Source organism: Streptomyces sp. NBC_01445 (genome assembly GCF_035918235.1).
In the GTDB taxonomy this organism is placed as follows: Bacteria; Actinomycetota; Actinomycetes; order Streptomycetales; family Streptomycetaceae; genus Streptomyces.
Window position 1 is genome coordinate 10,102,623 of the sequence record NZ_CP109485.1, and the last position, 20,869, is coordinate 10,123,491.

22 protein-coding genes and 3 pseudogenes are annotated in these 20,869 nt (G+C 66.9%); 13 read left to right on the forward strand and 12 right to left on the reverse strand.

The genetic code is table 11. From position 1 onward, the window contains the following. Positions 1 to 198 precede the first annotated feature (198 nt). On the reverse strand, positions 199 to 837 hold the full coding sequence (locus tag OG574_RS46270) for an HD domain-containing protein (RefSeq protein ID WP_326778185.1): 639 nt from the start codon (positions 835 to 837) through the stop codon (positions 199 to 201). 604 nt (positions 838 to 1,441) lie between these two features. Here OG574_RS46270 and OG574_RS46275 point away from each other — a divergent pair. Next, positions 1,442 to 2,461 carry a DUF4331 family protein gene (locus OG574_RS46275; RefSeq protein ID WP_326778186.1) on the forward strand — a complete coding sequence of 340 codons (1,020 nt, stop codon included), beginning with the start codon at positions 1,442 to 1,444 and terminating at the stop codon, positions 2,459 to 2,461. 96 nt (positions 2,462 to 2,557) lie between these two features. On the opposite strand, the gene OG574_RS46280 is transcribed toward OG574_RS46275, so the two are convergent. The 3 genes from OG574_RS46280 to OG574_RS46290 form a co-directional block, all read right to left on the reverse strand. Continuing rightward, entirely contained in the window at positions 2,558 to 2,815 is a 258-nt protein-coding gene (locus OG574_RS46280) for a DUF6221 family protein (RefSeq protein ID WP_326778187.1), read from the reverse strand. 61 nt (positions 2,816 to 2,876) lie between these two features. After that, a protein-coding gene (locus OG574_RS46285) for an IS5 family transposase (protein WP_326778834.1) occupies positions 2,877 to 3,712 on the reverse strand; the annotation gives its coding sequence in 2 pieces (ribosomal slippage) (positions 2,877 to 3,196 and positions 3,196 to 3,712; 837 coding nt in all). 148 nt (positions 3,713 to 3,860) lie between these two features. Continuing rightward, on the reverse strand, positions 3,861 to 5,186 hold the full coding sequence (locus OG574_RS46290) for an MFS transporter (RefSeq protein ID WP_326778188.1): 1,326 nt from the start codon (positions 5,184 to 5,186) through the stop codon (positions 3,861 to 3,863). 74 nt (positions 5,187 to 5,260) lie between these two features. Here OG574_RS46290 and OG574_RS46295 point away from each other — a divergent pair, with 74 nt between their 5' ends. Continuing rightward, on the forward strand, positions 5,261 to 5,758 hold the full coding sequence (locus tag OG574_RS46295) for an ArsR/SmtB family transcription factor (RefSeq protein ID WP_326778189.1): 498 nt from the start codon (positions 5,261 to 5,263) through the stop codon (positions 5,756 to 5,758). A gap of 393 nt (positions 5,759 to 6,151) precedes the next feature. Here the strand turns inward: OG574_RS46295 and OG574_RS46300 are convergent, their stop codons facing one another. Next, positions 6,152 to 7,324 carry an RNA-guided endonuclease InsQ/TnpB family protein gene (locus OG574_RS46300; RefSeq protein ID WP_326778190.1) on the reverse strand — a complete coding sequence of 391 codons (1,173 nt, stop codon included), beginning with the start codon at positions 7,322 to 7,324 and terminating at the stop codon, positions 6,152 to 6,154. Between the two features lie 543 nt (positions 7,325 to 7,867). On the opposite strand from OG574_RS46300, the gene OG574_RS46310 reads away from it, so the two are divergent. After that, positions 7,868 to 8,608, forward strand: a complete 741-nt coding sequence (locus OG574_RS46310; protein WP_326778191.1) for a class I SAM-dependent methyltransferase — start codon at positions 7,868 to 7,870, stop codon at positions 8,606 to 8,608. A gap of 129 nt (positions 8,609 to 8,737) precedes the next feature. On the opposite strand, the pseudogene OG574_RS46315 reads toward OG574_RS46310, so the two are convergent. Then, a pseudogene (locus tag OG574_RS46315) lies at positions 8,738 to 8,923 on the reverse strand (IS110 family transposase); the annotation flags it as partial. Here OG574_RS46315 and OG574_RS46320 point away from each other — a divergent pair. The 3 genes and pseudogenes from OG574_RS46320 (at position 8,923) to OG574_RS46330 (ending at position 10,178) form a co-directional block, all read left to right on the forward strand. Further along, on the forward strand, positions 8,923 to 9,066 hold the full coding sequence (locus OG574_RS46320) for a hypothetical protein (RefSeq protein ID WP_326778861.1): 144 nt from the start codon (positions 8,923 to 8,925) through the stop codon (positions 9,064 to 9,066). The pseudogene OG574_RS46315 and the gene OG574_RS46320 overlap by 1 nt on opposite strands. Positions 9,067 to 9,255: 189 nt before the next feature. After that, positions 9,256 to 9,534: pseudogene (locus tag OG574_RS46325) on the forward strand (GntR family transcriptional regulator); the annotation flags it as partial. Between the two features lie 419 nt (positions 9,535 to 9,953). Further along, positions 9,954 to 10,178: a hypothetical protein gene (locus OG574_RS46330; protein WP_326778192.1), complete on the forward strand. Its 225-nt coding sequence runs from the start codon at positions 9,954 to 9,956 to the stop codon at positions 10,176 to 10,178. 142 nt (positions 10,179 to 10,320) lie between these two features. On the opposite strand, the gene OG574_RS46335 is transcribed toward OG574_RS46330, so the two are convergent. After that, on the reverse strand, positions 10,321 to 10,479 hold the full coding sequence (locus tag OG574_RS46335; RefSeq protein WP_326778193.1) for a hypothetical protein: 159 nt from the start codon (positions 10,477 to 10,479) through the stop codon (positions 10,321 to 10,323). 230 nt (positions 10,480 to 10,709) lie between these two features. On the opposite strand from OG574_RS46335, the gene OG574_RS46340 reads away from it, so the two are divergent. After that, complete coding sequence (locus OG574_RS46340; RefSeq protein ID WP_326778194.1) at positions 10,710 to 11,042, forward strand: GNAT family N-acetyltransferase; 333 nt, start codon at positions 10,710 to 10,712, stop codon at positions 11,040 to 11,042. A gap of 334 nt (positions 11,043 to 11,376) precedes the next feature. On the opposite strand, the gene OG574_RS46345 is transcribed toward OG574_RS46340, so the two are convergent. The 3 genes and pseudogenes from OG574_RS46345 to tnpA all read right to left on the reverse strand — a co-directional run bounded on the left by OG574_RS46345 (position 11,377) and on the right by tnpA (position 14,701). After that, a complete protein-coding gene (locus OG574_RS46345) occupies positions 11,377 to 11,970 on the reverse strand; it encodes an ATP/GTP-binding protein (RefSeq protein WP_326778195.1) in 594 nt (197 codons plus the stop codon). A 491-nt stretch (positions 11,971 to 12,461) separates the two neighbouring features. Further along, positions 12,462 to 13,637 carry a PP2C family protein-serine/threonine phosphatase gene (locus tag OG574_RS46350; protein WP_326778835.1) on the reverse strand — a complete coding sequence of 392 codons (1,176 nt, stop codon included), beginning with the start codon at positions 13,635 to 13,637 and terminating at the stop codon, positions 12,462 to 12,464. A gap of 631 nt (positions 13,638 to 14,268) precedes the next feature. Then, positions 14,269 to 14,701 (reverse strand): annotated as a pseudogene (gene tnpA, locus OG574_RS46355) (IS200/IS605 family transposase). A 20-nt stretch (positions 14,702 to 14,721) separates the two neighbouring features. On the opposite strand from tnpA, the gene OG574_RS46360 reads away from it, so the two are divergent. Further along, the gene (locus OG574_RS46360) at positions 14,722 to 15,879 is read left to right on the forward strand and encodes an RNA-guided endonuclease InsQ/TnpB family protein (RefSeq protein ID WP_442816911.1); all 1,158 of its coding nucleotides are present in this window, start codon (positions 14,722 to 14,724) and stop codon (positions 15,877 to 15,879) included. Between the two features lie 462 nt (positions 15,880 to 16,341). Here OG574_RS46360 and OG574_RS46365 read toward each other — a convergent pair whose 3' ends face one another. Further along, a complete protein-coding gene (locus tag OG574_RS46365) occupies positions 16,342 to 16,941 on the reverse strand; it encodes a TetR/AcrR family transcriptional regulator (protein WP_326778837.1) in 600 nt (199 codons plus the stop codon). Positions 16,942 to 16,996: 55 nt separating this feature from the next. Between OG574_RS46365 and OG574_RS46370 the strand changes: the two genes are divergently transcribed. The 4 genes from OG574_RS46370 (at position 16,997) to OG574_RS52940 (ending at position 19,392) form a co-directional block, all read left to right on the forward strand. Continuing rightward, on the forward strand, positions 16,997 to 17,461 hold the full coding sequence (locus tag OG574_RS46370) for an SRPBCC family protein (protein WP_326778196.1): 465 nt from the start codon (positions 16,997 to 16,999) through the stop codon (positions 17,459 to 17,461). Between the two features lie 202 nt (positions 17,462 to 17,663). Beyond that, positions 17,664 to 17,855, forward strand: a complete 192-nt coding sequence (locus tag OG574_RS46375) for a hypothetical protein (RefSeq protein WP_326778197.1) — start codon at positions 17,664 to 17,666, stop codon at positions 17,853 to 17,855. Between the two features lie 228 nt (positions 17,856 to 18,083). After that, positions 18,084 to 19,061, forward strand: a complete 978-nt coding sequence (locus OG574_RS46380) for a phage baseplate protein (protein ID WP_326778198.1) — start codon at positions 18,084 to 18,086, stop codon at positions 19,059 to 19,061. Then, positions 19,012 to 19,392, forward strand: a complete 381-nt coding sequence (locus OG574_RS52940) for a GNAT family N-acetyltransferase (RefSeq protein WP_442816912.1) — start codon at positions 19,012 to 19,014, stop codon at positions 19,390 to 19,392. Before OG574_RS46380 ends, OG574_RS52940 begins: the two co-directional genes overlap by 50 nt. Here OG574_RS52940 and OG574_RS46385 read toward each other — a convergent pair. Then, on the reverse strand, positions 19,329 to 19,739 hold the full coding sequence (locus OG574_RS46385) for a hypothetical protein (RefSeq protein WP_442816913.1): 411 nt from the start codon (positions 19,737 to 19,739) through the stop codon (positions 19,329 to 19,331). The two genes, OG574_RS52940 and OG574_RS46385, sit on opposite strands and share 64 nt — an antisense overlap. Before the next feature lie 154 nt (positions 19,740 to 19,893). Between OG574_RS46385 and OG574_RS46390 the strand changes: the two genes are divergently transcribed. Then, on the forward strand, positions 19,894 to 20,835 hold the full coding sequence (locus OG574_RS46390) for an ADP-ribosylglycohydrolase family protein (RefSeq protein WP_326778200.1): 942 nt from the start codon (positions 19,894 to 19,896) through the stop codon (positions 20,833 to 20,835). Positions 20,836 to 20,869 lie beyond the last annotated feature (34 nt).

The window sequence follows — 20,869 nt, forward strand, 5'->3', positions numbered from 1 at the left end:
GACGGAGCTACACCCAGCATCAATCGCGGACCTTGCCGTTACGCAGAGATGGCCGTCCGTACGTCGGTCGGCCGGGCCGGGCCGAAGAAGTACGACGGTGGTGACCGTCAGAACGGTGAAGGCGGCGCGTCGTCCAAGAGGACGAGGTCCGCGGAGGGGCCGAGCGGTTTCGTCGGCACGCTCGTGACTGCTGCCAGCTCACTGCGACCAGGGCGCATCGGTGATGCGCTCAATCACGGACGTGCGGTGGAAGCCGGGAACGGAGCGTTCCAGGTAGTCCGCATTGAGGGTCCCGTACGTGGTGTCCGGACGGTCCTTGAGCCCCTCGATGAACGTTTGTACGAATTCCTTCTTGAAGTTTCCGCGCGGATGAGCGGCGACGATGTCGTCCACCTGGTCGCCCTCGAGTCCGTCCAGGCCCCAGCCGACCGCGTCGGTCAGAACGCCGTAGTTGGTGGCAGCGATCTCCGGGCCCATCCGGCCGGGAATCCCCGGCGTCGTGTGCAGCGCGATCGCCGTCCAGACCACCTCGGCGGCGCCCTTGGGGAACCCGCGGTCGAGCAGGAACTTGCGCGCGTGGTCGGCGCCGTCGAGCTCGAAACGCTGTTCCTCCTCGGAGTACGGGGTCAGGAGGCCGGCGTCGTGGAACATCGCGGAGATGTAAAGCAGCTCGGGATCGGGCTGCAGGCCCAACTCGCGCGCGTGCAGGGAAGCGAAGAGAAAAACACGCCGGGAGTGATGGAAGAGCAGGGGCGTGATCGTTTCCCGGAGGTGGCTCGTGGCCTCCGCCACGGCTGAGGTCTCGGGAATTTCCACCCCCGCGATGATGTTGCTCATGCGTCCGCTCTTTCCGCTGAGATCTGTTACGAGTGGACTGTGCGTCCGTTGTTCTCATAGTCATTGGGACATCGACCCGATGGTTCCAACCTCCCCTGAAGTCCACGGTGATGCGTGAGTCCCGGATCGTAAGGGGCGTGTTGGTTGCGAGCATGCTGCACGGGATCTCCGCGCCGATGGGTGGCAACACAGGCACGTTTGTTCCCGTGCCGCGCGTGCGGGCGTGACCAGAGCAGACCTACCCTTGGATGCCGTCCGTGCCGAGGCGAAACCACCACACCGTGCGGACGCCTGAACTCACACGCTCAGCGCAGTCCGAACGCACACGGCCCGGTACTCGGCCTAGAGCGTGTCTCTTTTATGAGTTGATCAACTGATCGGCGACCCCCTGAAGACGTGCTCTCGGAGCGTGAGACGATCGCCTCCCGCCTGTCGGTGACCCATCCGAGCGTTGTTTGGCGGCTGCGCGTTCGCCCTCGATGGTCGGAGTGCCGTGGCGGCTAGCGTGGACGCATCGTCCAGGTGCGGGCGTACCTCACTCGCCCCAGAACGGCCGTTCAGGCGGTAGCGGTTCTCCGACCTGCGAGCAATGGAAGGGCCCGACATGTCCAACCACTTCACCGGCCTCAGCCTTGGACCACCACTGGGCGACCAGCGTCTCGATCTGTGCGACCTGTACGCCTTCGGGGCACCCGGCGATCCGAGCAGGACCGTTCTCATCCTCAATGCCAATCCCAATGCCGATGCCCTGCACCCCGACGCCGTATACCGACTGAACATCGACAACGACGGCGACTACCTGACCGACATCGCCTTCAGCTGGGTCTTCAGCCCGCCGGCATCCGACGGCTCCCAGACCTACAGCGTCTTCATGGCAACCGGTGCGGAGTCCTCTATGCCCGAGGCAGTCGGCACCAAGATCGTGTCGAACGCCGCCGTCTCTTTCGACCCTCAGGCCAAGGTGGTCAGCAGCGGCGACTACAAGGTGGCCGCCGGTAGCCGCAGTGATGCCTTTTTCTTCGACTTCGACGGCATCAAGAATCTGTTCGATACCAGCGGCAACCGGAATTTCACCGCGCCCCATCTTGGTGGAAAGTCCCCGTGGACCGGCGTCGACTCCAACAGCACGGCCAACGTCTTCTCCATGGCCATCGAACTGCCGACCGCGGAGCTGGCCCCCAAGCCCGAGCTGCACATCTGGGGCCGGTGCAGCGTCCTGCGCGACGGCGAACTCGTCCACGCGGACCGGGCCGGGCACCCCTCAATGAGCAGCTTCTTCAACACCGACGACACGAAGGAGGAGTACAACGCCAGCGAGCCGGTTAACGACCGGGCCAGGTGGACGGATCAGTTCGTCCACCTGATGGGCCACACCGGCGGCTACTCGCGTGAGCAGGCGATCACCGCGCTCGACGAGCACGGCCTCCTGCCGGACGTGCTGCACTTCGACCCGTCCAAGCCTGCCGCGTACCCGAATGGCCGGACATTCACGGAAGACGTCATCGACATCCGCGTCGCGTTCCTCACCAAGAACGAGGCGCCGCCCACCGGTCTGACGCCGCACACCGACACCCTGGACCGGTTCCCGTACCTCGGCAACCCGCACCCGGCAACCACCTCCTGACGGATCCTTGCGGGACGCACCCGGGGTTCCGACGGCCGAGCCGGGACAGGCCGATCGATCAGTAAATCGGACTAGAGCCTGTCTCTTCGGAGATTTCTAGGAGCGCCATTCCTGCTGGTAGGCGGGATGCTCGGCATACGACTGGGCAAGGACACGAATCGCGTGGTTGCGTCCCGGGTGACGCGAGTCTGCAGGGTCCATGGCCGTGCAGTCCCGTGCCAGCATGTCGACCAGATCGAGCATGGGCAGGTGGCTGTCGAGCGGGGCGTCTCCGCCGAACGTCTGGGCAACGTAGGCGTAGGCGTGGTTGTCCTCCTCGATGCGAGCGCGGAGGAACTTCAGCAGGTCGTCCATGCGCTCATCTTCGCGCGCGGCCCTTCGCCTCTGTGAGGCGTGCCCGTAATCGTCTTCGTGGTCAGCTGCTGGTCCAAATGAGGATGGCGGCGAGGTGGAGTGCGGCCTGGTAGGCAAGGGCGAGTTTGTCGGTTCGCATGGCCAGGCCCCGCCACTGTTTGAGTCGGGCGATGCAGCGTTCGACGGTGTTGCGTTCTTTGTATGCCTCGCCGTCGAAGCCCGGCGGGCGGCCTCCGGCACGGCCTCGCCGGAGGCGGTGACCGATCTGGTCGGCGGGCTGCGGGATGACAGCTCGGATGCCGCGCCGGCGGAGATGCGCGCGGATCGCGCGGGAGGAGTACGCCCGGTCGGCGAGGACGAGTGCCGGTCGAGTCCTTGGTCCCCAAGTCCCGTTCGTGGAACCCAAATTCTGGCCATGACTGCCTCGAAGGCCGGGGCGTCACCGGCCTGGCCAGCGGTGACGTGCAGAGCTAATGGTCGCGCTCGACTGTCACTGGCCAGGTGGACTTTCGCGCTCAGGCCGCCGCGGGAGCGTCCGAGTGCATGATCGTGCGGTTCTGAACGGTCGGGTGCCCCCCTTTTCCTGGCTCCGGCAGCGTGTTGGTGGGCCCGGCAGATGATTGAGTCCACCGACACCGTCCAGCCCACGTCGTCACCGGCGTCCGCTGCGGCGAGGATCGCCGAGAGAATCCGTTCCCAGGTGCCGTCAACGGCCCATCTGAGCAGCCGTTTATGTGCGGTCTGGAACGACCCGAGCTCACAGGGCAGGTCCCGCCAGGGGGAGCAGGTGCGGTACTTCCACGCGATGGCCTCAAGGGTCCGACGGTGGTCGTGGTCGGCCCACCGTCGGCCACGGACCGGATCGGCCGCCATGAGCGGCTCGATCCGGGCCCACATCGCGTCAGTGATCACTAACCGGACAGGCGCATCCGATCAACTGACCAACCCATCAAAGAAACACGCACTAGCCTCGACACCACGAGCGACGATGAGTTCGAGGCTGTCGGACTTCTGGGCTGCTGATTGTGCCGAGCATGTACGCGCCTCATTCTTTGGGCTCGCTCGGCACCAACGGGCCAACAGCGGTGTCCCCCTCCGCCGCCAGCTCAGCGTAGGACGGCAGTTCGCGCATCCGGCGCAGCGGCGACAGGAAAACGGGCAGGAAGGTGAGTGATTGGCCGACCGCCCCGGCCAGCAGCGTGCCGCGGACGCCGATCGTCGAGCCGAGCAGGCCGCCGAGCAGCGCCCCGAAGGGCATCGTGCCCCAGACCAGGAACCGCATCGTCGCGTTCATCCGGCCGAGCAGCCCAGGCGGGCACAGCGCCTGCCGGAAGCTGACCTGGTTGATGTTGTAGACCACGATGCCCATCCACATCGCTATCTGCGCTGCCGCGAGCAGCCCCACCGTCCAGTCGCGCTGCACGAACGGGGTGACCAGCGCGCACGGTCCGGCGACCGCGCTCGCGACCCAGATGGCCGGTCCCTGGCCGACCTTTGCCGCGAACCGTCCGGCCACCAGAGCACCGATCAGGCCACCCACCGCCGCGGTCGAGGTAAGCAGACCGATGACGCCCGGCGAGAGCCGCAGTTGGCGGGCGAGCAGCACGTAGAAGACGGCGGAGATCACCGAACCGAAGAGGTTGGCCGAGCTGGTGCACATGGCGATGGCGCGGAGTACCCGGTGGGCGAGCACGAACCGCAGACCGTCGCGGATCTCCCGGAGCAGGTTGGGGTCGGGGCTGCGCTTGGGGCGCGGCGGCCGGACCTCGATCCGCGTCACCCACGCGGCCGACCACAGGAAGCTCACCGCGTCGACGAGCAGCGCGTAGGGCGCGGTGAGCGCCTGGATCAGCGCGCCGCCGAGGCTCGGTCCCGCGATCTGGCTGACCGACTCGCTGGCCTGGAGCTTCGCGTTGCCCTCGACCAGCCGCTCCCGGTCGATCAGCTGGGGCAGGTAGGACTGGTAGGCCACGTCGAAGAAGACCGTGCTCACCCCGGTGGCGAGCGCGACCACGTACAACTGCTCGATCGTCAGCACGCCGAGGAGCTGAGCCACCGGAACCCAGGCCAGCAGGGCGGCCCGAACCAGGTTGTTGACGATCAGCACCCAGCGGAAGCGCATCCGCTCCACCCACGCGCCGGCCGGCAAGCCCACGGCCACGAACGCTGCGGTCTCGCACGCCGCCAGCACCCCGACCTGCCAGGTGCTGGCGTGCAGCACCAGGATGGCGACGAGAGGAAGCGCCAACTGGCTGACCATTGTCCCGAACTGACTGACCGTCTCACCGACCCACAGTCGACGGAAGTCGGCGTGCCGCCACAGTCCGCCGCGGTCAGCCGGTCGGTCGGGCGAGGGCTCGGGAGCAGTCATGGGAAACTACCGTGGAAGAGTGATTGGGTTTTGTCAATCACTTATCCTCCCAGCCCTTCAGGAGGCTGCTGACCATGACCGAACGCCGGCTGGCGACCGACGCGGAGGCGAAGGCGCTCGCCTCCGCGCTCCGCCTGCGCATCCTGCGCATTTGCCTCGGTGAGGCGCGCACCAACAAGGAGATCGCGGCGATCCTTGGCGGCGATCCCGCCAGCGTGCTGCACCACACTAGGACGCTGGTGCGCACCGGTTTTCTGGAGGCCCAGGAGGAACGACGCGGCGCGCGCGGCGCACGCGAGATTCCCTATCTGGCGACGCGGAAGTCCTGGCAGCTCGATGCGGTCGCACAGGACCGGTCGATGCTCGACGCGTTCCTGGAGGAGCTGGCCCTGGCCCCCGCGGCCGAGGTCGACAGCACCCGGCTCGGGCTACGCCTGCCGCCGGCGGAGATGGAGGAGTTCCAGACCCGGCTCCGCGCCCTGCTCGAGGAGTTCGCCGCCCGCCCGGACGACCCGACCGCGCCCGCCTGGTCGCTCTTCATCGTGGTGCACCCCGACCCGAACCGGCCTTGACGATCCGACCCGGCCCTGACCGGACACGATCGCCTCCGAGTGTCGACGTACACGTGAACGTCCTCGCCGGCTGGTCGAGATCCGGGCCACGAAATCCCAGGTCATGCTGCATGCCACCTTGGCCGATGCCCACGGCAGCACACTGCTGGCGGCCCATCCCCGGGCCATTGGCAGGGGTGCCCGTGTCGTCGATGGCTCGCATTGGGACGGCCTGCCCACCGGCAAGGGACGCCCGACCACCATCAGCGGTGTCCCGGTCCAGCCTCGTCGAGAACGGCCGCGGGGCGAGGAAGTCGGGCCCTTGCAGGCCTTGGTCAACTACCCGGTCGTGAAACGACCGGGCTTGCTGCTCGAGTCATTACTGGCTGTGATGGGGTCGGCTGCGTCCAGTTCTCACGCGATGAGGGTGAGTTCAGGGGCCGTTGACTGAGCCCCGCAGACCCACGCCATCCAGCCGCGTTGGCGGATGTTGTGGGACGCGTTGTGGTCCGCGTGCTCAACGAAGCCGCAGACCCGGCACGAGAAGACGGCCTGGGAGGGCCGGTTGTCGCGTGCGGTGTGATGGCATTGCGAGCATTCCTGGCTGGTGTAGGCCGGATCGACGTACACGACGGGCACCCCGGCCCGCTTCGCCTTGTAGGCGATGAAGGAGCCGAGCTGGGCGAATGGCCAGGAGTGGAGCGTGGTGCGTTGGGGCTTTCTCAGCCGTGCCCGCTCGCGGATGCCCGTGAGTGTCTCCAGGGCGATCCCGCGACCGGTGCGTTCAGCCTCCGCCACGATCCGCTTCGAAATCTTGTGGTTGATGTCCTTGTTCCGCCGGGCTTCCTTGCCCGCGTGCTTCTTCGCCCGCCGCTTGGCGGACTTGGTGTGCTTCTTCTGCAGCTTGGAACGCAGCTTGCGATCCCGTTCCCGCTTGCGGTTGATCCGACGCCCGCAGTGGCGCTCGCCATCGGAGGTAGCGGCGACGTTCACGATCCCCAGATCCACCCCGAGGAACCCGGCCGGATGAGTGTTCAGATCCCCCTCGGCGATCTCGCACGTCGCGATCAGGAACCACTTCCCGCCCTGGCACACCAGGTCGGACTCACCCTGGCGGTGCGCAGCCAGGACCTCCAGCTGCCCGGCCTGCCCGGTGAACGCCACGCCCTTGAGCCGGCCCGCGGTGGTCCAGATGGACACCGTGCGTGCCTGGTGCTCCCAGGACAGCATCCGGTCGTCGTAAGGCTGCGCCGCCTGGGGCCGGAAGACCACCGGCTTGCCCGAGGCCCGGACATGCCGCCTGGAACCGGGCCGCCCGTACCGGCCGTTACGCAGGTTCGCCCTCAAGGTGGTGTAGGCATCGCAGGTCTTCTTGATCGCATGCTGGGCGGCCTGCGCGCCAAGCCCCCACCGGAAGCGGATCTCGGCATAGGCGTGCTTGCGGAGCTCCAGCGGACGTCGCGCGTTTTCCTCGAATGCAACCCCGGCCGCCCAGGTCGCCGCTTGATTGCAGGCGTGCAGGGTCGCCTCAAGTGCCGCCGCCTGTAAGGGCGTCGGCAGCAGCTTCACCCGCACCACCAGCTTCACGAGCAGCGAACCTATACACCTGAACGAAGACCCACCACACGTTCGCCCCCGCCCCACCCGAACGAGCGACACCCGCCCCCGGCCCTCCCGGCGCACACCGCCGTAGCCCGGCTCCGCCGGAACGCCCCGGGCCGCTCCGCGGCCGTCATGGCCTGCGGCACATCGCGGCGACGCTCCGCGTCGCACCCCGTGGATGCGATTCCTCCCGGGCGTAAACGCCCAGGGTTCCTCGCAAGAATCCGCTGAACAGGGCCGCGGCCACCCGGATCGAGGTCGGGCGTCGACCGTTGTCGGTCTATGACGAGCTGACCGGCACGCGTCCCTTCACCACCCATCGAGCGACGAAGGAATCGTCTTGAGCGAGCCCGCCGGCTACCGCATCCGCACCGCGGCCGGCAAGCTCGGCCTGCCCCACCTCGCGGAAACCATCACCTAGGGCTCGTCCGGCGGATCATGGGCCGAGCCAGGGCAGGACCGAGGCGAGGGCCGGCCAGTGCCCTAATCGTGTTGACCGCCCCCGGCAGGCAGTGCTGGAGTCGGCACGTGGACAGCATCCCCGCCAACCGGCGGCTCTGGAACCAGATCAGCAGCGCCTACCAGCACGAGCACGACCCGCAAATCGGCGCCACACCCCGGCTGTGGGGCATGTACTCCATCCCCGACGCGCACCTGCACGCCCTGGGCGACGTCACCGGCAAGCGCGTCCTCGAACTCGGCTGCGGCGCCGGCCAGTGGTCCAGGGCGCTTGCCGCCGAGGGCGCCACCGTGGTCGGGCTCGACCTGTCCGAAGCCCAACTCGCCGCAGCGGCCCACGCGATGGGAGCGGCCCGCTACCCGCTAGTGCAAGGCGCCGCCGAACAACTCCCCTTCGCCGCCGACAGCTTCGACCTGGTGTTCTGCGACTTCGGTGGGCTCAGCTGGGCGCCCCCGCACCTGGCCGTCCCGCAGGCCGCACGCGTCTTGGGCCGAGGCGGGCGCCTGGTGTTCAACGTCGCCAGCCCATGGTTCGAAGCTTGCTACGACGAAGCCGCCAGCCGCGTGACCACGACGCTGCAGCAGGACTACTTCGGGCTGAACACCATCGCCGAAGACGACGGCGCGACCAGCTATCAGCTCACCTACGGCAACTGGGTCAAGGTCCTGCGCGGCGCGGGTCTCATCATCGACGACCTCATCGAGCCGCGGCCCGAACTCGGAACACCCAACGGCTACAACGAAACCGACCCACCCGACTGGGCACACCGCTGGCCGGCGGAACTGCTCTGGGTAACCCACAAACCGTAAGTTCCGCCGCGCCGAGACATGAAGGCATCCCCTCGCCGGGCAGGCCAAGGGCCTGTCCGGCTGATCATGGGCGGAGCCAGAGCCGGCTAGAGGCGAGGGTGACGGTCCCGTGGATTCCTAATGGCTTTGTCAAGCTGTGAGCGTGACGGGCGGTGTTGGCTGATAGCACCGTCGGTCGCGAAGGAGTGCCCAGAGGACGTTGACGCGGCGTCGAGCCAGGGCCATGACTGCTTGGGTGTGGCGCTTTCCCTCAGCGCGCTTGCGATCGTAAAAGCGGCGAGACTCGCCGGAGTAGCGGATGCTCATCAACGCAGATGGTCGCTGAGATCGAAAAGCTCATCGCGGCCCGATTCCGGCAGCACTCCAATGCTGAAGTGATCGTCAGTATGCCCGGTTTGGGCCCCATCCTCGGCGCCGAGTTCGTCGCAGCCACGGGCGGCGCCAACCCACAGCGCTGAACTCCTTCTTCGATCTGCCCCTGCGGGGAAGTGGGAAACCACATCGCCGACACGGCACCGACCACCGGCTCGCTGCCCCTCCAGCCAGACGACGGGTTTCTCCTGTGCGACCCCACATGGCTCGCCGAGCGGACTGGCGAACACCGGCTGGATGAGCCAGGGGGAAGGTGACACCGCCGATACGTAGAGGGCGAACGGCTGTCGACCATCCGGCAGCTGGCGTCCGATCTGGGGCTGGCTGCCGGCACGGTCGCCCGGGCCTACCGAGAGCTGGAGGGCGCGGGCCTGATCCGCGCCCGGCGTGGTGCGGGGACCCGGGTGGCGCCCCTGCCCCCTTCGGCCAAGCACCCTTCTCCTGAGGAACTCGCGCCCCTGGCCCGGCGATTCCGGGATGAAGCCCGGACGCTGGGCGCGGATGACGCGGCGATCACGCAAGCACTGCGTTCCGTACTGGCGGACGCAGACTGAGCCGACTGGTCCGGAACCTCCGGGGCATGTCCCAGCCCGCCTCCGCCAGGACCGCCGCCCAGGATCGGCGGCAGTTCGAAACGACGGAGCCTGACCAGATCACCCGAGACAGCTTCCGGAATCCAGTCACCCAGGACCAGATCAACCGAGATCCTCGGCAAGCTCACGTCTCAACTCATCTGGTCGCCCCAGGACACAGGTCCGGGCCGGGACCAGATCGTTCGAGATGGGACAGCGCCCAATCTCCTCCGATTCGCTTGTGGTCTCGTTGGATCGGGATCGCTGACTTGTCTGCAGCGAGTCGTTGTTTGAGAGCCGCGCAGGCATACGGGCCGCGGATTCGGCTCCCGTCGCCTCAGCTCGGCAGGAGCCGACGGCTACGGGCTTGGCCCGGTCGCACCGCCTCCTACACTCACGGGATGAACAGCTACACATGCACCCAGTGCAGCACTGTCGGTCTGGTGGAGGGTTTCGTCGAGGACGCCGGCCAGAACTCACGCGGGTACGCACGCTGGATCGAGGGCGCGTTGGAGCGGGGGATTCTCGGGGGCGCCAAGCGGATGGGCCGACGCCGGCGGCAGATAGAGGCGTTCCGCTGCCCCAAGTGCGGGCACCTTGAGCTGTTCGCCACGGGCGAGGTGTAGTTGGCCCTCGCTCTCCCAGACTCCACTATAGGCAGCCGCGCGTCGCGCGCCGCCGGCATCTAGCCTTCTCCACGAAGTTTCGGTTCTGGCTCACTTTCGGAGCCAGAACCCCGTCTCGTGGACAATGCCAGCCTGCCCTGTCTCAGCTCTCGGTCGGCTGATCGACGTGAGCCAAGAACCGCTCGATGTCCCAGGCGTGGTGGGCGACATCGTGCGCGTTGATGCGCGCCACATCCCCGGCCCGCTGCAACCCACGATCGGCATGCTCACGAACCAGGTTCTCCTCCAGCGCGGCGGACACCGAGCTCACCCAGGCGTCGGCCGCCCGCTGGAGCGACCCCAAAGCACCAGCCAGGGAAACGTCGTTGTAGTAGCGGGCCTGCGCCAGAAGGTCTTGGTCGTAGCCGGGGACTTGGAGTGTGCCCGCCGCGACATTCCAGGCCAGCTCCGGATGCCGTTCATCGCCCCGGCGCCCCTTCGCCAGACCCGCGTACCGCGCAGGCAGGTCCTCGACCTGCCCAATGGCTTCGCATGGAGTTCGATCATCCGGTCGGGCAGGCGGACTGGCGTGCAAGGCTTCAACGTCACAGCCTCGGTTGGGTCTGCGCCTGGGAAGATCATCGTTTGGTCGGCTTCGTTAACGTCGCCTGGGACGGCGGCGTCCATGCGTTCGTCTTGGACACGGTCGTAGCTCAGCGCAACCGTTCGAACGGGGTGGGAGCCGCGCTGGTCAAGGCAGCTGCTGAGGGATGCCGTGCTGCAGGGTGTGAGTGGCTGCATGTCGACTTCGAAGAGCACTTGCGATCGTTCTACTTCGATGCCTGCGGCTTCAGAGAGACGGCGGCAGGACTGATCGCCCTGTGACCTTGGACCTCCCGGCCCTGGAGATGTGTCCAGGGGCCGGGAGGGAAGATCTTCAGTTGGCGACGTGCTCTTAGGCTCGGGCCCGGGTGCTGGCGAGGCGGTAGGAGTCGGTGCCGGTTTCGATGACGATCCCACCGCAAGCCTCCGGGCGTTGTCAGACCTCAGAGACATCGCCCTCCGGCGAAACCGGGCGTCCACCCGCTCTGTGACTTGTGTCCGCAGAGGCCGTGTGCGGGTGACCCCGTGTGCGATTGAGCAGGTGCGTCGTTTGGGACACCTTCGCGCTGCATATCGCCGGGCGTGTTGCATTCCGAGAGAGTCGATGTGATGCGGCTCACGCTGTGGGTGCCTGAGGCGGGGCATGCGCGATCATTGAGTTCACCGTGGCGACGCGGTGAGCCAGGTCGCTGGCAGGGATGTCGATGAGCTCGTAGCCGAACGCGCGGTAGCTCTCTTCGTGAATCTTTTCGAAAGCCAGTGATTCCTGGAAACTGATCCGCCGGGCCGCGGTCGGCTCGCAGAACCCCAGATTGCGGACGAAGAGCACTTGCCGCTCGTAGACCCCTTCCGAGGTGATCCGTTCGAGCTCCGTGGCCAGCGCCGGGGACACCGACCACCCCAAGTAGGTGGTGAGGGCGTGGGTGCAGACCGGTGACCGGTCGAACACCTGAACAGATCCGGTGGCCTCCAACTGTCGCTGTCGCTGCAGAGCGACGATCTCGTCGATGAAGGACATCCGTGTCCATGGCTGGTCCTCGCCCAACGCCTGCGCTTGCGCGATGACCGCCGTTGCTGCCTCCTCGACAACCCCGTAGCCAAGCTCGTCCAGGCACCGCAGGATTGATGTCTTGCCCGCGCCCGGCGTGCCAGTGAGAACGTACCGCCGCATGATCCGAGAACCCTTTCTTGCAGGTCGAGACAGGTCCATTGGTCACCGTTTGGGCCTCCGGCGGAGGCAACGAGCCAGTGGAGCCGTGGGAGATGGGGATGGGGGACACAGGCGGATCCTCGAACGGCTGATATGCCGGAGACGCCCCTGATGCCCAAGGCGTTGAGCAAGGCAACCACGGCCAGATTGCTCAACGTCCTTCTTCGTTCCAGTACATCCTGTCGACCAGAGTCTCGGCAACGTCGCAGAAGGGTGGCGAGCCGATGCCGGGGATGCACTGCCCGAGGTCAGCCGTCAGCCTGCGGCCGTTTCGTAGCCTGCAGTGCCATGAGATGCGTGCGGTCCAAAGGGCCCAGGCTGGTGGTACGAGATCAAGTTCGACGGTTCTCCAGACACCTCGCGATGTCTCATTCGGGTAGGTCCCGGGGCCGCCCGTAGCTGAGGAAGGGCGGGAATTGAGGCTTCCAGGAGGAGGCGCGGCGCGAGAGCTACTCAGCGGCAGCCCGGCACCGTCCAGGAGAGAACTCTGGTCACGGCTGCTGCTTCATGCGGCCGGCTGAGGCCTGTTGGGCGTCCGCGCCGGAGCTGACGTGTCGTTGGGTCTCCTGCGGGCCGTGCCAGTCCAGGCACATCACAGTGGCGTCGTCTTCGAGCCGCCCGCCGGCAGCGTCCCGGACTGCGGACGTCAGCATCAATGCGGTCTCCCGCGGGTGCAGGCCCCGGGTGCGCTCCAGCAGGGCAGGCAGGTCGACCTCCTCCCCGTGCCGTTCGACCATGCCGTCGGTGAACATGAGCAGACGGTCACCATGGCGCAGATCGAGGTCCTGAACACGGTAGGGGATGCTCGCGAACTCCGACAGCCCGAAGGGATGGTCCACCTCGCAGGTGATCACCTCCACAGCGCCCTCGCGCATGCGCAGTGGCCAGGGGTGTCCCGCGTTGACGAGCTGGGCCCGCCCAGTGTGGAGATTGATGCGCAGCAGCTGCCCGGTGGCGTGCCCCTGGCCGTGGTCGACGAGTGCCCGGTCGGCCCGGTGGGCCTGTTCGGCCAGGCCGGCTCCTGCGCGGCGGGCGCCACGCAGGGCGCTCACGAGGACCGTGGCAGCCAGGGCCGCATCGAGGTCGTGCCCCATGGGATCGGTCACCGACACGTGCAGTGCGTCCCGGTCCAGGGCGTAGTCGAAGGTGTCGCCGCTGAGGTCTTCCGAAGGCTCCAGGCTCCCGCACAGCGTGAACTGCGCGGCCTCGCACGACAGAGACGAGGGAAGCAGCTGGTACTGGATTTCCGCTGCCAGGGTGGGCGGTCTGGAGCGTTTGCCCCAGGTGTAGAAGTCGGTGAAACGCCCGTTGGCGATCACGATGTAGGCCAGGATATGAGCGGCTTCCCCGACCTCATCAAGGACGTCCTCGCCGGGATCGGCCGGCAGCAGCAGTTCCAACAGCCCGATCGCATCCCCCCGGTTGGTGACCGGCACGATCACCCGCTGCCCCTGACCGGTCGCCTCTTGATAAAGCCGCTGGGTACGGATCACCTCCTCGTAGGCACTGCCGAACAAAGGGATCCGTTCCACCTCCCGCCCATCCTCCGCGGGGGCGGTCGACAGCCGCGCCACCGCCTTCCCCGTCAGGTCCACGATGAGGAAAGAGACCTTCGTGGCCTCGAAACGCCGCCGCAGGTCCTCCGCGATCACATCGACGGCATCCACCGGCGCCGCCGTCTCCGCTGCCGTCAGCAACCGGGAAAGTCCACTCTGCCCACCACTCACGACCGCAGTCCCTTCCACCAGCTCCGCCTACCAGCCTGAGAATCACCACAGCGAGCGTTAACACACAAAAGCCACAATAAGTGCAGATCGCTGCGTTATGTGTTTACGGAAATGAGTTTGTTTCCCGACGTCCGGACGCCGCGGACTCAGCCGCCACGACTACTCCAGCCACGACCCGACAACGGGCCGGCCGTCTCCGCCCCGCTGCTGAGCAGCAAAGCCGAGACGCACACAGGCGCCGCAGTCCGTATCGAGGGGCCCATGTCTGATGAGACACGGCAAAGTCTGGAGAGCGACGGGCACCGCACCGTCATGTGGCGTGACGCCGAAGCCGTCCTGCTGCAGGCCCGGTTCGGCCGGACGGTCACCTCAGCGTGGATGGTACTCGCCGTGGCCGGCATGGACTCGCTGCGCCCCGGCACGGTCCTCGACGGCGAGGCAGTGACCTACAACGAGAACCGCGCGGGACTTCAGCAGGATCTAGCGCGGAACCCCGGGCGTTCACCTCGGGAGGAAGCGCTTCTCTGGACTGCTCTGACCCGCAGGTTCCCACGGGTCCGCACGGTTGGCCTCAGCCGGGACGTTTCCGGTTCTCGATGTACTCCTTGATGATCGACAGCGGGGCGTGGCGTCCCCGCACGAGGCGGCAAAGTACGAGGGCGACCAGAAGTTGTCACCCCAGAGGTACGTGCGGATGTGCCCGGGAACTCCTGACGGAGCCTGCGGCCGGAGACGCCCTTGAGGGAGCCGACCAGCCGGGACAGGGAGACCTTCGGCGGGTAGTGCACCAGCAGGTGCACGTGATCGGTCTCGCCGTTGAACTCGACCAACTCTGTTTCGAAGTCCGCGCAGACGGCGCGCATGGCTTCCTCGCAGCGTCGAAGGATCTCGTCGGTGAACGGTCCGCGCCGGTACTTGGGTGTGAAGACCAAGTGGGCGTGGAGGTGGTAGACGACCGTGCGACCCCTACGAATATTGGGGTTTGGCTCCCAGCATGGTGACATAGGTCGATACGATCGCCCGCGTGAAGATCGTCGTGCAAGTGAAGTTGATGCCGGAGGCCGTGCAGGCATCCGCGCTGTCGGTGACGCTGCGCACGGTCAACGAGGCCGCGAACTGGGTGTCGGAGGTGGCGTTCGAGCACGGTGTCCCGCGTGAGTACGAGCTGCGCAAGCACACCTACGGTGAACTGCGGTCGCGGGGACTGGGGGCGCAGGCAGCCCAGCACATCATCAAGAAGACCCGCGATGCCTACACGACGCTCAGGGCCAACATTCGCGCCGGGAACCTCGGCAAGTCTGGATCGAAGCGCCGTACCAAGGCCGAGTCCAAGCCCATCGCTTTTAGGCCCGAGGCCGCGCAACCGTATGACGACCGGTGTTTGAGCTGGCAGTACGACGCGCAGACCGTGTCCATCTGGACGGTGGACGGCCGGGCCAAGAACGTCCGGTTCGCCTGCTCGTCTGACGCACTCAAGACGCTGCGGGACCACCGGCAGGGCGAGTCGGACCTGATTGAACGCGACGGCGTGTTCTACCTGCTCGCGACGTGTGACGTTCCCGAGGCTGAGCAGTACGAGCCCGACCACTTCATCGGCGTGGACCTGGGAATCGCCAACATCGCCACCACATCCACCGGCCACAAGACCGCCGGGCGTGGCCTGAACCGCCACCGCAAGCGGCAACTCGACCTGCGCAGGAAACTCCAGGCCAAGGGCACCAAGTCCGCCAAGCGGCTGTTGAAGAAGCGCAGCCGGCGCGAACAGCGCCACGCGAAGGACCAGAACCACATCATCGCCAAGACGATCGTGACCGAGGCTGAACGCACCTCGGCCGGGATCTCCCTGGAAGAACTCAAGGGAATCCGGCAGAGGGTACGGCTCCGTAAGCCCCAACGGGTCGCGCTCCACTCCTGGGCCTTTGCCCAGCTGGCAGACTTCATCGTCTACAAGGCCCGCAGGGCCGGCGTCCCCGTGGTCTTCGTCGATCCCGCCTACACCTCGCAGCAGTGCTGCGAGTGCGGCCACATCGACAAGAAGAACCGGGCAAGCCAAGCCCTGTTCACCTGCCTCAACTGCGGGGTCGTTGCCCACGCAGACCAAAACGCTTCCCACAACATCGCCCGCAAGGGCGAGGCTGTGTGGACTGCGGGGCGTGAGTCACGCGTCCCTGCCACCCCATAAGGGTGACTGGACGGAGGAGCCCACCCAGCAGCCAGTTGGACGCTACCTCCAAGCCCGGTCCTTTAGGGCCGGGTCAAGTTGACCGCTGCGCAGTCCCGCGCGAACTCAGGGCTAGCCCGTGCGAGGGAGCTCGCTGCGTTCCTCCCTGCCTCCTACGCCGTGTTCGATGTCCTCGCCCGCGACGGCCAGGACGTCCGCGGGCATCCCTACACCGAGCGCCCGGGCCCGGCTTCTTGATCTGCTTCACGATGTGCCGCCTCCGATGCAAGCCGTCCCGGCTGCCGACGATCCTGATGTCGCGCAGCTTTGGTATGTCACGCTCCGGGACCAGGGTTCTCCAGACGCTTCGAATGTGTCTCGGAAAGTCTGCAAGGCAGGTCGAGGCGTACGTCTGCTTCGGCGACCCATGTTCGAGCGGTGGTCGCCGTCCGGCCCGGCCGCTTGGCCCGATCGGCGTCTTGGTCACTTCGAGCCGTAGTACAGCCGGAGGAAGTCTTCCATCGCCGCGTTGACGCCATCGCGGTCACCGGTGGCGAGCAGGTCGAGGAGCAGGCCGCGGACGGTGGCGAGTCCCAGTCTGGCGCGGTTCCGGGCCGCGGCGGGGTCCGTCCCTGTGGCGACCTCGGCGGCCACGAGCGGCTCCAGCCAGTCGTTTACGAGCCCTTCGAGGACCGGGGCGGCCTCGGGACGGCCTCGCAGCGCCTGCGCGTAGATTTCGAAGAAGAGCCGCTCTTGGCTGGCCAGTCGGGGGTCCGTCAGCTGCTGCCAGAGGAGACGCGCAGTATCGACGGGCGAGAGGCCGGGTTGCAGGCGCAGCTGGGACAGCAGATCGCGTTGGCGCTGCTCCGATGTCCGGACGATCTCGACGAGCAGGTGTTCCTTGGAGCCGAAGTAGTGGATCAGCATGCGGTGACTGACGCCGATCGCGGCGCCCAGGCCGCGCAGGCTCAGGTCTGCGATGCCGTGTGCCGCGACGTGGTCGACGGCCGCGTTCACCAATTGAGCGCGCCGGTCCCCGTCCTTGCCGGGTACTGCCTCGCCCTCAGGATCTGAGCCGACCATATGCACCACCGCACGAGTGTACCAATTGGTACATGCCCTGTGTACCGTGTGGTACATGAAGTCTGTCACCGTGTCGATCGACGTACCGCAGACGCCCGAGCAGGTCTACGACTTCCTCGATGTCATGGCTCACCACGAGCGATTCACCGACCACTACCTGACCGACTGGCGCTACAGCGGCCCCGGCCGCGGCATCGGATCGTGTGCCACGGTCACAGCCGCGCTGGGCGGCACGAAGACCGACGTCGCCATCGAGGTCGTCGAGGCAGACCCGCCGCGGCGCATCGTCGAACGGAACGTCAGCGCGGCCGGCCGACGCCTGGCCCACGGCACCTACACCATCGAGCCGCTGCGAACCGGCGGGAGTCACGTGTCGTTCACGTACGCCTGGGCCCACACCCCACTCGCCGACCGCCTGCTGACACTCGTCGTCCGGGCCACGATAAGACGCGCCAACCGGACGGTCATGCGACGCCTGGCCACCGAGTTGGCTCGCCACGCGTCCGCTGCCGGATCCTGACGTCAGTACATGTCGGGCCTTCTGCCCGACGAAGCTGCGCACAGATGTCTCATGAGACATGGCTCAGTCTGGAGAACGACGGTGACCGCGCCGCGGTGTGGCGGTCGGCGTCGGGGGAGCGGGTGCAGCCCTCCAGCAGCCCTGCAGAGCGACACGAACGCCCGCCTCAGCGGGACGTTGGATCCCGCGCTGATCCAACTCAATGAGACGCGACCAGTGCGGGACACACCACTGCGCAATCAGCCAGGGCGTCGAGGGCGTCGTGCGCAAGCGGGCTTCTTCCCCGTACCGGACAGGGCACATCTGGCAGAAGGTGCGCCACTCGGACACGGTCGACACGGACGTGGTCGGGTCCAGGACCGGCTGGCGCGGCTGGGTGCGGACGGGGTCGTGATGGATGATCTGGATGCGCCATCGGTCGGTGAGGCGGTGGCCGAGGCCGGCCTGATGTGATCGTGCACCAGATGACCGCGACCGCATCATGCTGCAAGGCGGGGTGACCGGGCAGTTTCGGGAGGTCGGCCAGCCCCAACTGCTCAGTGGAGCCTGGTCCGTCACACTGCCCCTTCCACGGATAGCATCACGTGTCCCTGTCCTCTGCTCATGTCGCTGGAGTCCCCCCATGAAGCGCACCTCTGGCCTCTCGATCTCCCGCCGCGGCCTGATACGCACCGGCGCCGGCGCCTCGCTCGCCGCGCTCGGTCTCGGCGTCGGCGCGCAGACCGCTTCCGCTGCGGTGGCCACCACCAAGCGATTCGACCTCACGCAGCCGTCGTACGACCTGTTCCGGTCCAAGGACTTGCACGGTCCGCGGGTCCAGCAGAGCTTCGCCTTCGACTGGGTGAACAAGTTCCTGTTCGTGGCAACGAAGCGGGATGGAAGTGCCGAGTCCGCCGGTGACCTGTGCATCAATAAGATGGACTTCGACGGGAACTACATCTCGTACATGCACCTCAACGGCTTCGGCCACGGCGTCGCCTTCGCCGCGCTGCCGAGCGGTTCCGGCACCGATCTGTGGATCGAGTGCGCCACGAACACCAGCGGGTACGGCACCGCGCTCACCCCCATCCGTTACACCGCCAACACCACCCTGGCCTCGCCGGCTGCTTCGGCCGCCTACCGGCCGATCTCCGGGGCCACTGAGTACACCTGCTCCGCCGACCCCGTCTACCAGCGCATGATCGTGCGCTACAACACCAGCGCCGGCAAGCGCGTCGCCGTGTTTCCCCTCTCCGCCTTCCAGACGGGCAGCTTCGGGTCGCCGCTCGTCGACTTCCAGCAGCCGACGATCTCCGGCACTGCGCAGGGCTACACCCTCTACGGCTCGTACATGTACTTCCTGACGGGTGACCCGTACCCCGGCGATGGCACCCCCGTCGGCGACGGCAACACCTACGTCACCAGCATCGACATCAACACCGGCACCGTGACGCAGGGCCCCGTCCTCACCAAGGCCGGCTCCACTCTCAAGTGGCGCGAGCCCGAGGGCCTGGCGATCTACCGCACCGACGCCGGTGAGGCCCGCCTCTTCATCGGCTTCGCCACCGGCGATGAGGGCGACCGGCGCTCCAGCATCTTCTACAAGAAGGATCTGGTCTGAGCCATGCGACCAAGTCCGAGACAGCCGCCCCGGCTTCGGACTGGTCGCAGCCGGGGAGCATGGGACCGTCACCGGGATCATTGACGTCACTGTCGAAGTCGAACTGGCGACCATCGACACCGTCGCCGTTCACCCCGACCACCAGAACCAGGGCCTCGGTCGCCGCTTCTTGCCGGGGCACGCGCCTGTGTCAGCGCGCTGGGTGTGCTGTGGACGCTTGGACCAGGGACGATCCGGACGCATTGCGCTGCTATCGGGCTATGGGCTTCATCGAGAGCCAGCACTACATCCATTGATGCCAGCGCCGTACCCGCCCGGCTCGCCGATATAGCAGAGCACCATCCAACTGACGATCCCTTGCTTGACGGCGTCGTCGAAGATCGCCGTCAAGCCGCCGAACTCTTCGAACAGCCGCAGTACCGGGCCGTGTTCCTCGTGATTGGTCCACCGGTGGCCGATGCCTGTGAGCTTGTCGAGTTGCTCGGCAAAGAGGTCCTTCAGCTCTTGCACAACCAGGTAGGCGTTCTCGCGGACGACGTCGACCTCGGAGCCGCTGAGTGCCGTGCCGACCAGGATCTGGACGCTCTCCCACTGGACACCGGCCTCCTGACCGACCTTCAAAGACCTCCAGGCGCAGCGTGAGCTGCTCGTGCTGGAGGGGCTGTTGCAGTTGCTCACGGAGGCTGGCGATCTCCGCGAACGCGGTCGATGGGGGGAGCACCACGGACACGGCGAATTCTTCTCTGAACTACGAGATGAGGCCGCTGGCTCGGGGAGCCGAAGAAGGAATAAGCCCGCGCGGCCGTCGGCACAACGCCGATAACCTGCGCGAATGAACCGGATTCAGCGGGCCGCTGGCGCGGTCGTCGGCTCAGCGGCGGGTGACGCTCTGGGCGGCCCCTTCGAGTTCGGTCCTCCGGGAGCGTTCTCCGCACGGTTTCCCGCACCAGGTGCCGGTAGCGAGATGAGCGGAGGCGGTGGCTGGGACCCCGGCGAGGCCACTGACGACACGCAGATGGCCGTCCTGGTCGCGGAATCCCTGCTGGAGCGGGGCGGACTCGATCTGCCGGACATCTTCGCCCGCTTCCAGCGGTGGGCAGCATCAGAACCGAAGGACATCGGCCTGCAGACCGAAGACGTTCTGACCAACGGCATGCCCTGGGACCTCGCCGCCGCGATCCATTCCCAGGTCAACCGGCGAGCAGCGGGAAACGGCTCCTTGATGCGGGCATCGACCTCCGCGGTCCACTTCGCGGCCGCCGGCCAAGAAGCCACCATGGACACGGCCCGCCGTATCGCTGCCCTCACCCACGGAGACCGCGCGGCTTGGGAAGGCACCGCGATCTTCCACGAACTCATCCGCGTCACGCTCGAGGACACCGACCCCCTCACCGCGCTCCCGGACGTCCTGGCTCTTGTCCACCCCGACCACCGCGACCGCTACGCCACAGTCCTTGCGCCCGACTGGCACCCCGATCAAGCGACCGAGTTCAACGGTGCCGTCTGGCCCTGTCTGGGCTCCGCCGTCTGGGCCCTGCGCACCACCACCAGCTTCGAAGACGCGATACGCGCGGCGATCGACCTCGGCGGTGACACGGACACCGTCGCCGCGGTGGCCGGAGGCCTCGCAGGGGCGTATTACGGGCTGGATGCAATCCCCGCCCACTGGACCCAGCCGCTGCATGTCCCCCTCCCAGGATTCGACGGACGAGTGCTGCACCTGACAGACCTGCTCCACCTTGCACACCGCCTCGGAGAGGGGCTGTCGATATGACAGGTGTGCTGCCTGCATAAATGGCGAGGCCGTC